Source organism: Streptomyces sp. NPDC032721, from assembly GCF_055579625.1.
In genome coordinates, this window is record NZ_JBVIMX010000035.1 from 1 (window position 1) to 13,321 (window position 13,321).

Genomic DNA, 13,321 nt, shown 5'->3' on the forward strand with positions numbered 1-13,321 from the left:
CCCCGCGGAGCGGGTACAGAAGGCGCAGAGCGCCTTCTGAAAGACCGTCAGCGCAGAGCGCTGACCGGCCGGCCCGAGGGGCCGGCCGTGGAGCCGGCCCGCGGGGCGGGCCGGGGGCCGGCGGTGGTGCGGTCTCGAATTCGGTGCTGCTTTCCGGGGGTTAAGGTCAGAGAATGGCTGGCTAGGTGGGAGGGGTTCCCTCGTGGTCCTGGCGGGCCTTTTCTGTGGTTTCTCGACGGGCTTTCAGGTTGTCCCGGTGGTGTTTCTCTGCGGGTGATCCTGATTTCCCGTGCTGCCTGATCATTCTAACGGCTTGAGCCCTTGAAATTCAAGCTGAGCGGCGGGAATTGACGGGGGTTCCGCTCCCCCGGCCCTTGGGTCCGTCCAGTGGGACCGGGCCGTTCCTGTGTGGGCTGTAGCAGCAGCCTACAGGCGTCTGGGCGGGTCGGGAAGGGGAGTCCCGGGGGTGAATTCCAAGGGGCCGCGTACGGCGATCCTGGACCCCCGTGGGGGGCGCGTTAGATTCACCCACTCCCGGACTGTCGGGGCGTTAGATTCGCACGCGTCGGTGGCGTTAGATCCGGGCCGCTTTAATCGTCGCACACGGGTTGGACGTTAGATTCGCCCCCGTGCGGCCGGGCGGCTTTCCGAGTGGCGTTAGATTCGCGTGCGCGGGTTCCGGGGGGGGTGGGGTGCGTGGGGGTGGGGTGCGTGGGGTTCGGGGCGGGGGTGGACGGTGAGGGTTGGGCGGGGTGCGGTCCGGTCGCGGGGGTGCGGGTCGGGGGGTGAGGTTTCTAGTTGGGAGTGTGTTTGGTTGAGCGTGGAGGGGTGATCCCGTTCCGTTGTTGCGCAATGGGCTTTCGTTGTGTACTGTAGTTATCACGAGGTCGGGGGAACGAAGAACCGGCCGAGAAACCACACCACCTGAGCCCTGTTGGAGGGGATCTTCATGTCCGGTACCAAGACGTTCACCAGCCCGGCCGGTAACACCTACGCCTACGAGGTCGAGACCGGCGAGAACGGCGAGGCCGTCTACGACCTGTCCCAGGTCTTCCAGGACAGCGTGTTCCCGATCGGCGTGGTCGTGGTCCACCCGAACTGGGAGCTGTTCCCGAAGACCGCCGGTCTGCTGAACGTCCAGTTCGGCAAGGGCAGCCCGGAGGACCGGCACGGCCGGACCGACGCGCCGATGCTCGGTGACGGCGAGCTGCCGTACGTCGTCGGCTCCCACCTGATCAACCCGGCGGACCTGACCGGCGACGACACCGACGGTCTCGTGCGCTTCCGCAAGCCCGTCCTCGGCGCGGCCTACCCGACCAGCGCCCCGGCCGAGAACGCCTACAAGGAGACGTTCGAGAAGGTCCGGGACATGGTGACCGGTCTGGTCAAGGTCTACCAGGCCGACAAGGACACCCCGGCCCGTGAGGCCGCCTACGCCAAGTTCCTCGACGGCAAGCGCGCCGAGGCCACCGAGACCGCGATCGGTCAGCTCGACGCCAAGGTCCAGGCCCTCATGATCCAGCGCGCGGCGCTCGTCGAGAAGCTGAACGGCTACAAGGCCGCCTGACCACCCGACCAGGGCAGGGCAGCCCTCCAACCCCCCGGAGGGCCGCCCGCGCCCACAGCCCGGCCCCAGGCCCCCACACCCCCCTCCACAGGGCCGGGGCCGGGCACCCACACCCACCCACCGACCGCCGGCCCCCAGGCGGAGCGCCGTAGCTCGGGCGCGGCGGCCAGGCCCCCGCCCGCCCGGCCCCACCACCCGGCCCCGCGCGCCCACAGACCAGGGCAGGACGGACCCACCCCCCAAGCCCGCCCGCGCCCCCCGGCCCGGCCCCCAGCCCCACACCACCCCCACCCCCGGGGCCGGGGCCGGGGCCGGGCCACCACCGCCACATGTTGCGTATCTAGCTTTCATTATGTACACTAGTCGCATCAACCGGTCACATCAGCGCCAAACTCTGGGAGATCCCATGTTCGCCCTGCTCCGCCGCCGCTCGACGAAGGCCGCCCCGTCCGCCATCGAGATGTCGGTAACGCGCCCCAAGACTGAGGAACCGGCGGTGTGCCCGGAGACGGGGCTCCCCTACGGGGAGCCCGGCTCCCTGGAGCGACTGGCCTGGATATGGGCCGAGCAGGACCTGGAGGACATCCAGGAACGCCTGGACTACTTCGCACGGCGTGCGGCTGCACGCCCCGAGCCCGGTCTGATCGTGTCCACAATCAAGACCCCCATCGCCCGGCCGCACATCATTCTCATCGACGACTTCCAGGCCGACGGCGACCAGCAGGTCGGCACGTGTGTCGAATGCGGTACACGCGGCGAACTGTCCGAGCTGCGAGACATCGCCCGCGACGACTCCGGCTGCAAGGCGTCTTGGTTCTAGCTGTCGGCCGCGCCGCCCGCCGGGGGGCGCGGCACCCGGCCGCATCTCTACTCGCCACCCTCAGGAGCTAGGAAGTGGGAGCAATGATGAACCGCAGGGTCGGCCGCCGGGCCGGACTCCTCTTGGGCGCCATGCTGGGTGCCGTCGCGATCTTCCTTACCCTGGTCAGCTTCAAAATCTCAATGGATGCTTCGCGCGCGCTCTCGAACGCCGTCGCGGAAGTCCACCCCCAGTGCCGATAACAGCCGTCGGGCCGGACGGCGCAAGCCCCGCCCATGTGATGGACAAGCCGTTGCGATTGAAAGGGCCCTCCGATGACTGACAGCAAGATCCTTGAGTTGCTCGCCCGCGCGGCGGCAGGCGACGCCGAGGCCGCCGCCGCATTCACGCGGGCGCGGGCGCTGCGACTTCACGCGGCGGAGCGCGTCGGCTCCAGCGGCCGGGCCGCCGCCCGGCGAATGCTGCGACGAGCCGCGTAGCCTCGCGTGCCGAGCCCTCGCGGCGCGCCCCTCCCACCCCCCCTTGCTCGCGCCCCGCTCAGCGTCTCGCTGGGCGGGGCCGCTTGCGTTCCGTGCCCTTCGGCGACCGGCTCAACTCCCCGACCCTCTCGATCCGTCGTCGGCTCTGCCTTGCTCGTGCTCACGCTCCCTGGGCCTTCCCGCTTCCGTCTGCCTGTCTGTTTCCGTGTTTCATGGTCATCTGTGTCGCGTCGTCTTGTCTGCTTCGGCTGTTCCTTCCCTTCGGCTCTTCCGCTCTTCAGCCTCTTCGTCTCGCTTGCTGTTGTCCTTCCGCCTGCTCTCCCGCGCTCGGCTCTCCCTCGCTCCTCCTGCTCTGTCCCTCTCCCCTTCCGTCTCGCTTCCTCCTCGCTCTCCGCCGGCTTCCTCCTTCCTGTCGTTCGCCTGTGGCTCTTCGCTGATGTCCTCAGTGCCCTTGGGGGTCTCGTAGAGAAGTAGTCGGCGCGCCCAAAACCCCTTGACCGTTCCCCTGAAGTGCGGGTTTCCATGTCGAGGGCACAGCGTGGGGGCAAGTTGGAGGGCAAGTTGAAAGGCAAGCTGTAGAGCAAGTTGGAGGGCATGTTGTGGGGCATGTTGTAGGGCAAGGTGGCCTCTGGCGGTGTTCTGCTGGGCCGAGTCCTGTCTTCCGCCGGAGGGTGATTTCTCTCCCCTCCGGAATTGAAGGAGGGGAGAGAAATCACCCCCCGGCGGCTGGGCTCTACCGGGGGAGAGAAATCTCCCTCCTTTGGGAGGACTTCTCCGTTGCCGTCGGGGGGGAGAGATTTCTCCGCTGCCGCCTGGGGGAGATTTCTCTCCCCCGACCCGAGAGGGAGAGAAATCACAGTCCGCGGGAGCGGCCCCGGGACGGCCGGCGTCTGAGCAGGTGCGGCGTGCAGCTCGACGCCGGCGGTTCTGGTCGCCCCTGGCGCCGTGGGGTCATGCTCCCTGCGGCGTCGCGGTGGCAGCGACGGGGTCGCCGTCGGAGATGCGCCCGTCGAGGCAGAGCTCGCGGTAGCCGGTCGTGTAGGTGAAGCCGCGTCCACCGCAGGGGGCGCAGTCTGGGGCGTGGGCGACGGGGGCGCCAAGGCAGAGGATCGGCTCCTGGTGGACGGCGGTGTAGCTGTCGTCGCCGTGGTGCTCCCAGGTGAGCACGGTGAGGACTTCGCCGGTGCCGTCGCAGCGCCCTGCGCAGTCGAGAGGGTGCGGGGCGTCGTCTTCGTCTTGGTCGTCGAAGTCGCGGAAGGCATCCCGGAGGTAGGCGCGGGCACGGAGATCGTTCAGCGCGGGTCGGCGGTCGAGGGCTCGCAGGGCGTGGCCGGCGGTGGCCGCTGCTGCCGCTGCTGCGTTGTCGGCTGGTGCCGCGGTGGCGGCCCAGTCGAGTAGGAGCCCGCGAGTCATGAGGTGTCGCCGTTGTTCGCTGGCCACGTCGACGGCGGGGAAGCGGGGAGTGAGGCCGAGGTGGGCCCAGGCGTAGGTGTCGAGCATCTGGCGGACGAGCCGGGGGCCGGGTCGGCGGAAGGGGCGCTTGGTCGGCAGAGACTCGTCAGCGGCGTGGGGTACTCGGCGTGCGTCGCGGTGGGTGTGGTGGTGGAGCCGGGCGTACTGGGCTCGCAGGTGGTCGAGACCGTTGTGGGGGCGGTCGTCGAGGGCCAGGCCGTCGACCTCGCGGAGGGCGGCGCCGTGGTCGCGGGCGGCTTCGTAGAGGTCGGGGTCTCGGGTGCGCAGGGCAAGGACGTCGACGAGCGCGCCGGCGTGCAGGAGCTTGAGGCGGCGCAGGGCGGGGACGCCGTTGCTGTCGGGGTCGTGTTCGAGAGCGTCGGTGAGGCGGTAGTGCGCCCACCGTGCTTCGAGGATGAGGCGGGTGATGGACGGGCGTTCATCCTGGTACGCGTCTACAGCGTGTTCGGGGTGGTGGCCGATGGGCATAGGGCTTCCCTTCAGGGTGGCTGGTAGCGGGTGAGCGGGGCTTGGTCAACCCGCGCGTTGGGTGCGGGCGGGGTCACGATGGAGTCGGCCTTGAAACATGCGGGGCCACCAGGTGGTGGCCCCGCATCGGACGTCGTCGGGGGTGGGTGTGCTGGGTGGGTAACTGGTCGCGTGGCAGCGGATCGCCAGGGAAGAGGGCCAGTCGTGCTCCACCGGGGCTCTGTGGCGTCGGTCCTCGTCCCGTTTCGGTCACCACCAGTGCCGGAACAGGAAGTCGCCGCGCGGGAGTTCGCCGCGACGGATGAGATCGGCCAGGATCAGTTTCAGCGACGGGGAGAAGGCGCGATCGGCGAAGAATCGGTCCTCGAACACGGCGTTCTCAAGGTCTTGCGTTTCCGGCGGGTTCGCCTCAACGGTGGCCGGAGTGTTCTCGTCGGCGATCCGGATGCTCAGCCAGTAGTCCAGCTCAGTCATGCCGGTCTTGCGGACGCTCTCGCGGGTACTGGAGTCCCAGCCCAGATACACCTCGGTGTCGTCGAACGCTTCGAGTGCTTCCAGGTAGTCACCGTCGGAGGTGAGTTCGTACAGCTTCACGCTGTCATTGCCGATGTGCTCGTCGTCCCGCCGACATCCGCACAGCGAGCTGTACGGCTTGCCGTAGACGCGCTCGGCAATGGCTTCGATCGGGATGTGGCCGTTCTCGGCGGTCACCCAATCAGGGTGCGGCTCCAGCACGTAGACGCTGTACGGCGTGTATTCGGGTGCGTCAGGCATGACGGATCTTCCTCGCGGGTCGTCGGCGTCGGTCAGATGTGGTCATGGAGGTCGGTGTCGTTGTAGGTGGTATGGGAGACCGTGATCCAGCCGGTCCGGTCGCCGTCACGGAGTTTGAGCTCCCACTTGCCCTGCCAGTGCCGGCCGGTCTGCTTCTGGCCGACGTACTGGCGCTCGCACTGCTTGCTCGGCTGTGAGCTGTTGCCCGTACCGCCGGAGGAGCTGCTGGTGTCCGGGTTGCTCCTGCCGGTTCGGCCTGACGAGCCGGTCTTACCGCCGGTCGACTTTCCACTGCCGGACTTTCCGCCGCCGGATCCGCCGCTGCGGCCAGCGAAGGCGGTGGTGGTGAAGGAGCTCTTGCGGATCGTCGTGCAGTTCTCGCGGTAGACGTCCTCGTACTCAGGGATCCAGCGGCCGGAGTGGCGCTTGTCGATGACCTCACCGTGCTCGATGGTGCCGCTGGCGCAGCCAGTGAGGGTCAGGAGGGCGGCCGTTATGGCCGCGCCGAGCGTCAGAGTGCGGGGCGTGGTCACGATGATCTCCAGACGAGGTGTGGGTGCGCTCGTCTCTTACAGGTGTTGTGAGCGAGCGGCGTGTGACACGGACGCGGAAACTTTCTCCGTGAGCCACAATCTACATAGCGAAAGCCTGATACGCAACAATGAGTTGGGGCTGGACCGCGTCCTATCGCTGTGAAGTTCGGAACGCTCTAGCCAGGGCCGTGGCCGGGCGGTGCGTGGTGGTCGCCTGTCAGCGGTTGGTCTGGGTGAGCCACGCGATCAGACAGACGATGGCGATGGCTGCCCACATGCGCAGCGCGGCCGGGTCCTTGGCGATGGACTTGGCATTGGACTCGAAGACTTCCAGCACTGGGACCATGCCGGTGTGGACCGTGTCTCGGTGTTCGTCCCGCTTGGCCGAGGCCTGGTCTTTCGGCAGCCACCCGGTCGTAACTCCGCATACGCCGCACTCGTACCGCCACGCCACCGCGGGCTCCCCTTCCGCCGGTCCTGCACAGTGTGGTTCGACGGTAGCGGGCGACCGCGTGCTGTGCTGCGGGAACGAGCCGGTAGGGGACGATAGATGGAGCAGTAGATGCCTCTACTGTTGGGATAGATCCGCAGGTCAGACGATCGTAGATGCGTCCGATAGATGGCCGGCTGAGCCTCTGCGGGGGAGGGGAGCGGCAGCTGGCCGAGGGGGACTTCGGCGGCCCGGGAGCCCTCTCTGGCCGGTGGCCGAGGGAGCTCCCGGACAGAGCGCTCAGTCGACGTCCGCAGGGGCCTCGAGGAAGGCCACTTCGGCGGGTGGAGCGGGGGGCTCGACAGGCGGCGCGGCGGGGGCGTTCGGGGTGAGGTCGGGGACCAGCTGGGCGGGGATCCGAAGCGGCCGGCCGAGAGCCTGCTCGAGGTCGGCGATGTGCACCCCGAAGTAGTTCCTCCCCTGGATGCCCATCTGGGTTCGGACGGGGATGTCGAGGGCTTTGCACTTCTGCCTGAGCATGGGCTCCGTCCAGTCGGCCAGCATCCTCTCCTGGTGGATCCGTTTGAGGAGGGTGTCGGTGTGGACGCCCCTGCGGCCCTGGCGGACAGCGAAGGCGACGCTGTGCTCGACGAACACCGCGAAGGCGGCCTCGGCTTCGGCCGAGGTGGCCTGGGGCGTCGTCGCTTCGGAGTCCTGCTCCCCCGGCGTTTCATGATCGTTTGCGGTGTCGTTCCCCTGCGTCTCTTCCTCGGCGGTGGTGTGCGCGGCTTCCAGGTCCGTCACCGTGCGGCCCGCCGACAGTCCCGTGCGGACGGCGACGGTCGTGACGACGACGAGTCCGGTGGCGCCGTAGATGTACCAGAGCCCTGGGTGCTTCTCCGTGAAGTAGAGAGCGATGTAGCCGGCGATGCCGAGCGCGCCGAGGCGGACGAAAAACCCGCCACTCTCCTGGTCGCCGGCGCGCAGCCAAGCTCCCACATAACGCAGGGCGACCATGGCGGCCCTGGCCACCACGGGCACCTCGCGCACGAAGGGGATGTGCTCCAGCCTGGTCTTCGGCCGTTCCCCTTTGGCGGGGTTCGTCTTGGCCGGCTTGGCGGTCATGCGCCCACCAGGGAGAGGCCGGCGGTGGCGACGGAGATGATCACCCGCCAGGCGGACCCCTGCGCTGCCGTCATGGCGGCCGCGGTGAACATCCCCCACAGGACGCCGGTGAACGGCACGATGGGGGCGAAGGCTGACAGTACGAGCAGGATGACGACCACGGCGGTCATGCCGATGGCCCCGAGGTCGGGGTTCGCGGCGATCTGGCGCGGGACGTCCTGGATGGCGGTGCCCAGGTCATGGGGCCAGTTGTCGGCACGCAGGAAGGCGAGCTCGGCGAAAAAGCCGACGGCCTGGGCCGGGCCTCGGGCCAGCTTCTTCTTTCCCTTGCCCCAGATGCCGTAGATGATCAGGACGATCAGGATGACGCTGACGGCGGTGGCGGACATCGGGCCGAGGGCGCTGGTTCCGGCCCCGGCGGCGAGCAGGCTGGTCACGGGTGTCCCTTAGATGGTGGGGGCGGAGTAGAGCAGGACGGCGATGCCGGCGGAGGCGGCCGGGATGTGGGTGAGGTAGCGGACTGCGGCGCAGAACGAGGGCAGCCGGTACAGCCACCTCTCCACGAAGGCGGTGACGATGCCGCCGCCGACCGCGGCGAGCAGGATCACGCCGCCGCCGACGATGAACGGGAGGGAGGGCTCGTCGCTGCTGGCCGCGGCGTCGTGCATAACGGCGAGCGTCCACTGAGGCAGGCCGGTGTCCCACTGGCCGGTGAGCAGGCCCCAGCCCCAGGCGCCGGCGGTTGCGGCGGATCCGTTGTGGAGGATGAACCGCTGCCACGGTGTGAGCGACGCCCACCAGGCGGTGAGGGAGGTTCGGTTGCGGCCCGGGCCAGCCAGGCCGGTCCTCTCCCCTGCGGGTGCCGACAGCTCCTGGCCGGTGCCGTAGTAGTGGTTGTGCACCTCGTAGGAGTCCGGCCCCAGTGCCTGCGGATCGGCGGTCTTCCGTACGCGGAACCAGTCGGGGTCGCCGCCCTCCGGACCCGGGAGATCTCCGTCCGCATCAGCGGCGTGCGGGCCCTCGGTCTGGTCGTCGTCCTTGCGCCGGCGCCAGGAGACACCGGGCGGCCATGTGCTCTTCGCCGGCTCACCCCCGGCCTGCCCCTCCGAGGGCCTTGTCGGGTCAGCACCGGCCTCCTCGTCCTCGGCAGGCACCGGCTCGTCGGCCGCCGGGTCCTGATGCTCCGGGAGGTCGGTGAGGTCAATGGTCTGGCCGGGCACGGGCAGTCGTCCGCCGGGTGACATCGAGATCCGGCGGGGGGCACCGGCGGACTCCGTGTCCTGGCCGGAGCGATCCGCGGTCGGCTCGGGCTCCTGCTCGGCGTGGCCGAGCGGGCGGACGCCGACGCGGTGCAGGAGGCGGCGCAGCCGCGTTTCGTCGTCCGGCGTGCCGCTGCCCGACCCTGCGTTCTGGGTCGGTTCGCTCTCGGGGGCGTCGGTGTGCGCCCTGCCGGCTCGGTCGCGGGTGGAGGGGTTCGTGGTCACTTCCGGCTCCCCTCGTGGGAGGAGGGGAGCCGCACAAGGGCGAGGCGGGGCCTGCCGTGCTGCGGCGCGCCCGCGGATCGGGCCGGACGGATGGCGGTCGCCGGACGGCGGGCCGGGGCGATGAGGGCGAGGGCCTCATTGACGTGCTGGTCGAAGGTGATGACGGACATGTGTGGTCCTCACGGTCGTGCTCGCGGGCAGCCCTGCGGGGGGGCGCCCTGCGGAGCGGGGCGTCAGAGTCGGCTGCCGGCGGCGGGAACGAGGAGACCGCTGTCGTGCTCCTCGAAGTGGTCGCCCACGGTCAGGTCGAGACGGAGGAGCTCTTCGAGCGGCTGCCGACCGGCCGGCGCCGGGACGGGCTGGAGGCCTTGGGGGTGGGCGGCCGGCTGCTGCTGCTCGTTGGCGACGGCGAGGGCCTGGTCGAAGTGGTCCGGCTCCGCGCTGTCGGTTCCGTGCGCGGCGGGATGGTCCGCCAGGGCCTTGGGCAGCCATTCCGCTTGGGTCCTCAGGAACTTCTTGGCCCGCCGGTTGCCGATGTTGAGGGCCTCGGCGCACTTGTTGATGCCCCAGGCGAACGTGCCGTCGTCCTTGAGCGGGACGGTCTGGACGAAGGCGGCCATGACTTCCTCGTCGGTCTTCCAGTCCGCGGCCGAGTCAGCATCCCGCTCGGTTTCGTCGTCCGGGTCCGGCGAGTCGTCTTCCTCCTCGTCGATGTCGTCCTCAGGCCCTTCCCCCTGGCCCATCCCTACGGTGACCTGCTGTTCTTCCTCATCAGCCGGGCGGGATGAGGAAGCGGGATGGGGGTCGGCAGCCTGGGATGGCATGGTCGGGATGGTGCCGATCAGCGTGGTGAGGATGCCCTCGAACGCAGCGGGATTCCGCAGGTTCATCCCGGCAATGTCGGACTGGCGAACCCGCAACTGCAGCCGGGCGACGACACGCTTGAGGATGATGGGGTCGGAGCATCCCGCTCGCTCGCTGGCATCCTGAGCACGGCCGTCGGCATGCATCTCGGCGAGGCGGTATGCCCAGCGGGTCATCCCGCCGGCCCGCTTGACCGCGTCCTGGGCACGGCGCAGCCGGTACCAGCGGTAGGCGGCCCGGGAGATGCGGACCTCGGCGGTGGCCTCCTCTTGGGCCAGGTCCTGGCGGGCGGCGAGCAGCAGCGCGACGCGGAAGGCCTCGACGGGGTGGAGCAGGCGCACCAGGGCGATGCGTCGGTCGGGGCGTCCGCCCTTGTTGCGGGCGGCGCGGCGCTCCTCGAGCGAGCCGATCTCCCAGAGCACGGCGGCCAGGACTGGCCACACCGCGCGGACGGCGCCGCCGAGGAGGGAGTCGGCTTCGGACGCGGAGAAGACCGAGCTGATGCCGGCCAGAGTCCAGAAGAGCGCGCCGGACAGGCCCGGCCCTTCGCCGTCGCGGGCGCGACGGCGGGCGCGACGGCCGCAGACCATCGCCGCGACGTCGAGCGCGACGAAGGGCAGGAGGTCGAACGGGGCGTCCAGGCCCATCTGGTGGTGACCGACCCGGCGCAGACCGGTGGCCGACAGAGCGGCCGCGGCCGCGGCGATGACGACGGTGAGAAGGTCCTCGAACCGGCGCCCGCGGCGGTCAGCGGCCGCGGCGCGCTCGACGTCAGTGAGCGTGGCCAGGGCAATGCGGCGCCGGCGCAGGGCGATCGCCGGGCCGAGGGTGAGAACGAGCGTGCCGAGGACGAACTGCCAGCTGCCGAGGAGTTCAGCGAGGTCCACGCCCTGGGGGGCGAGGTCGGGTGTCACGGGGAGTCCCTCCGGGCGAGGTTGCCGGCCGCGTCGGCGGCGCGGGCGCGCAGCACGGTGTCGCGGGGTGGGGTGGGGTCGTGGATGACCCAGGTCTTGAAGGCGTCGCGCTCGGCGGTGAGGCGCTGGATCTCGCCGAGGAGCAACACGGTCAACGGGTGAATGGCGGGCGCCTCGGCGTCGGCCGGCACGAGGACGGGCAGTAAGAGGACGCCGCCGCTGTGGGCGTAGGCGCTGACCAGAGCTCGGGTGCAGGTGGCTTCGTAGCTGGCCTCGCTCATGCCGCCACCGTCCAGCCGGCGGTGCGTCGGTGCGACGCGACGAGCTCCTGGCGGCGCTGGGCAGCCTGGCGGATGTTCTCCAGGTTCTGCTGTCGGTTGTGGGGCTTGCCGGACGAGCCGAGGTACTGGCTGGCCAGCCGCTGTACCTCGCGCGCCGCGGCGATGCGGGCCTGCTGCTCCTGAGCGGCACGCTGGTCCTCGGCCAGGGCCCGGTCGAGCCGGTCGCGCTCCATGGCAAGCCGGCGCATGCGCTTCTCGGGGGTCAGGCCGCCGCGGATGCCGTCGGTGTCGCCCTCGCGGAGCGCAAGCTCGGCGCACGCGGCGCGCACCGGGCATACGGAGCAGTAGTCGCGTACCGTCTGGGCGCCGCGGCGGTGCCAGTCAGCGTCCGGCTCCTCGTCCTCCTGGTAGAAGTGGTTCGGGTCGGGGTCGGTGGCGAGGCAGACCGAGTACTTCATCGCCTGTCGCAGCTGCCGGGTGCGCAGTTCCTGCGCGACGTAGTGGCCGTCCTGCCGGTCGAGGAATCCGGCGGCGACGAGGCTGTCGAGCGGGTCAGTGGCGGCGACGAACTGGGCGATGCTGGCCTCGTCAGTGCCCCGGACGGGGCGGGAAGCCGGCGGGCGTGCTGCCATCATGGTGTTCACGCGATCTCATCTCCTGTGACGCTCTGGTGGGTGGTGAGGCGCGTTCGCGACCTCCGGGGGGACCAGCCCCGGGGGTCGCTTGCTTTTCACGCGCCATCTGACTTAACTGACTGCGTCAGTTGAGTCAGATCATGCACGGGGATGCCGATCACGTCAAGGAGAAGGCGGTCGATCACACATGACGAAGCAGCAGTGGCTGGTGCGGCAAGATGTGGGCATGACGTCCCATCACCCGCACGAACGCGCCGCGGCAGCACTGCGCGCCGACATCTCGGCGGGAACGTACGCCGCCGGCGAGGCACTACCCGGCCAGCGGGAGCTCGCCGAGAAGTACGGCGTCGCGCAGAACACGATGGGGCAGGCGCTACGCCTACTCGAGGTCGAGGGCCTGGTCGAGATGGCGCCCAGGCGCCGCACCCGCGTCCTGCAGTCGTTCCCGCACCTGGAAGTGCGGATCTCCGGCGCCGGGCATCTCCGGCCGGTCGACACCGAGAACCTCGGGCACGTCGACTTCCACGCCGGCACCCGAGTCGTGAACCAGCAGGCCGCCGAGGCACTTCTGCTCTCGCCCAGCGCGCGGCTCTTCGAGAGCCAGGCCCTCCTGCTTCACGCCGGGACCCCCTGGGCGACGCAGACGCTGCTCACCGCAGAGGCGCTCGACTCGGGCAGCGGCGATCACGCCGTCACCGTGGCACCGTTCATCACCGGTGGCACCGGCCAGGAGACCGGGCACCGCAGTCGCTGGAGCGCGCGGCCGGCAGCGGCCGAGGAGAACCGGCTGCTGCGAGGGCATGGCCTCACGGTCCTGGAGATCCGCAGAGTGGGGTACGTCAACGAACGGCCTACTTCGTACCTGTTGACGGTAGTACGAGCAGATCGGGTGACCATCCTCACAGAGGGCGGTAGTTAGTTACCTTCCGCGCCAACTATCCGTTTTTGCCCGGACTTTTCAACGTCGACGGGACAACCCGCCGAGTGCGTGTGCGCGGCGGCCATCAGGGGATAGGGTGACTTCCGCTTGATCCAATACGCCTCACCTGGGCCCCGGCGCACAGCGCCGAGTACGGGCCCAGCGAACCGAGAAGGCGGTTCTCCCATGACCAGCACCGCACAGCCCCCGAGCGGTTCCACCGCGCCGGGCGCGGCGCTGCCGTGGGAGCTGCCCGGCGAGACCGGGCCCAGAAACACGAAAACCCCCTGGAAGGGGGAGTTGAGGATGTTGTAGGTCTTCCGGGCGGGCGCCTCTAGCAAAGGCTGCTCCTCGCCCCTCTCCGCCGGCTTCGGAGTTAGCGGCTCCTCCGCCGGCCGTCACCGCTCAGTCCTGGGTTAGCAGCCCAGTTTGAGCGAGGGCCAGACCGAAATGGTCCGGCAATCACTGCCCTCCAGCAGCAATCCCCCCGAAGGGGTTCGTCGTTTCCCGGGGCGACCCGGGAGAACGGGGTCCATCTTGCAGTACACCCATGCC

General features: G+C 69.7%; 16 protein-coding genes. 5 read left to right on the forward strand and 11 right to left on the reverse strand.

All coding sequences use genetic code 11. The annotated features are described in order from the left end of the window. The first annotated feature begins 949 nt into the window (after positions 1-949). From ACZ5PB_RS40970 to ACZ5PB_RS40980, 3 genes are all read left to right on the forward strand, one after another. The gene (locus tag ACZ5PB_RS40970) at positions 950-1,567 is read left to right on the forward strand and encodes a hypothetical protein (RefSeq protein WP_468698588.1); all 618 of its coding nucleotides are present in this window, start codon (positions 950-952) and stop codon (positions 1,565-1,567) included. A gap of 406 nt (positions 1,568-1,973) precedes the next feature. Then, complete coding sequence (locus tag ACZ5PB_RS40975; RefSeq protein WP_468698590.1) at positions 1,974-2,387, forward strand: hypothetical protein; 414 nt, start codon at positions 1,974-1,976, stop codon at positions 2,385-2,387. Between the two features lie 314 nt (positions 2,388-2,701). Continuing rightward, positions 2,702-2,866, forward strand: a complete 165-nt coding sequence (locus ACZ5PB_RS40980) for a hypothetical protein (RefSeq protein WP_468698592.1) — start codon at positions 2,702-2,704, stop codon at positions 2,864-2,866. A gap of 951 nt (positions 2,867-3,817) precedes the next feature. On the opposite strand, the gene ACZ5PB_RS40985 is transcribed toward ACZ5PB_RS40980, so the two are convergent. From ACZ5PB_RS40985 to ACZ5PB_RS41035, 11 genes are all read right to left on the reverse strand, one after another. Continuing rightward, complete coding sequence (locus tag ACZ5PB_RS40985; RefSeq protein ID WP_468698594.1) at positions 3,818-4,807, reverse strand: hypothetical protein; 990 nt, start codon at positions 4,805-4,807, stop codon at positions 3,818-3,820. A 249-nt stretch (positions 4,808-5,056) separates the two neighbouring features. After that, entirely contained in the window at positions 5,057-5,581 is a 525-nt protein-coding gene (locus tag ACZ5PB_RS40990) for a hypothetical protein (protein ID WP_468698595.1), read from the reverse strand. A 32-nt stretch (positions 5,582-5,613) separates the two neighbouring features. Then, positions 5,614-6,114: a hypothetical protein gene (locus ACZ5PB_RS40995; protein WP_468698597.1), complete on the reverse strand. Its 501-nt coding sequence runs from the start codon at positions 6,112-6,114 to the stop codon at positions 5,614-5,616. Between the two features lie 217 nt (positions 6,115-6,331). Beyond that, entirely contained in the window at positions 6,332-6,460 is a 129-nt protein-coding gene (locus ACZ5PB_RS41000) for a hypothetical protein (RefSeq protein ID WP_468698598.1), read from the reverse strand. A gap of 384 nt (positions 6,461-6,844) precedes the next feature. After that, entirely contained in the window at positions 6,845-7,669 is an 825-nt protein-coding gene (locus tag ACZ5PB_RS41005; RefSeq protein WP_468698599.1) for a hypothetical protein, read from the reverse strand. Continuing rightward, positions 7,666-8,106, reverse strand: coding sequence for a hypothetical protein (locus tag ACZ5PB_RS41010; RefSeq protein WP_468698600.1), 441 nt, complete (start codon positions 8,104-8,106; stop codon positions 7,666-7,668). Before ACZ5PB_RS41010 ends, ACZ5PB_RS41005 begins: the two co-directional genes overlap by 4 nt. A gap of 9 nt (positions 8,107-8,115) precedes the next feature. After that, positions 8,116-9,153, reverse strand: coding sequence for an ICP22 family protein (locus ACZ5PB_RS41015; protein ID WP_468698602.1), 1,038 nt, complete (start codon positions 9,151-9,153; stop codon positions 8,116-8,118). Further along, positions 9,150-9,323 (reverse strand): hypothetical protein, encoded by a 174-nt coding sequence (locus tag ACZ5PB_RS41020; protein WP_468698604.1) that lies wholly within the window; start codon positions 9,321-9,323, stop codon positions 9,150-9,152. The genes ACZ5PB_RS41015 and ACZ5PB_RS41020 overlap by 4 nt, the downstream gene beginning before the upstream one ends. 63 nt (positions 9,324-9,386) lie before the next feature. Further along, positions 9,387-10,931: a DUF2637 domain-containing protein gene (locus tag ACZ5PB_RS41025; protein ID WP_468698606.1), complete on the reverse strand. Its 1,545-nt coding sequence runs from the start codon at positions 10,929-10,931 to the stop codon at positions 9,387-9,389. Next, positions 10,928-11,212 carry a hypothetical protein gene (locus tag ACZ5PB_RS41030; protein WP_468698608.1) on the reverse strand — a complete coding sequence of 95 codons (285 nt, stop codon included), beginning with the start codon at positions 11,210-11,212 and terminating at the stop codon, positions 10,928-10,930. Before ACZ5PB_RS41030 ends, ACZ5PB_RS41025 begins: the two co-directional genes overlap by 4 nt. Next, entirely contained in the window at positions 11,209-11,847 is a 639-nt protein-coding gene (locus ACZ5PB_RS41035; RefSeq protein ID WP_468698644.1) for a WhiB family transcriptional regulator, read from the reverse strand. The genes ACZ5PB_RS41030 and ACZ5PB_RS41035 overlap by 4 nt, the downstream gene beginning before the upstream one ends. Before the next feature lie 187 nt (positions 11,848-12,034). Between ACZ5PB_RS41035 and ACZ5PB_RS41040 the strand changes: the two genes are divergently transcribed. Further along, positions 12,035-12,766: a GntR family transcriptional regulator gene (locus ACZ5PB_RS41040; RefSeq protein ID WP_358478192.1), complete on the forward strand. Its 732-nt coding sequence runs from the start codon at positions 12,035-12,037 to the stop codon at positions 12,764-12,766. A gap of 186 nt (positions 12,767-12,952) precedes the next feature. Further along, the gene (locus ACZ5PB_RS41045) at positions 12,953-13,081 is read left to right on the forward strand and encodes a hypothetical protein (protein ID WP_468698609.1); all 129 of its coding nucleotides are present in this window, start codon (positions 12,953-12,955) and stop codon (positions 13,079-13,081) included. Positions 13,082-13,321: the final 240 nt, after the last annotated feature.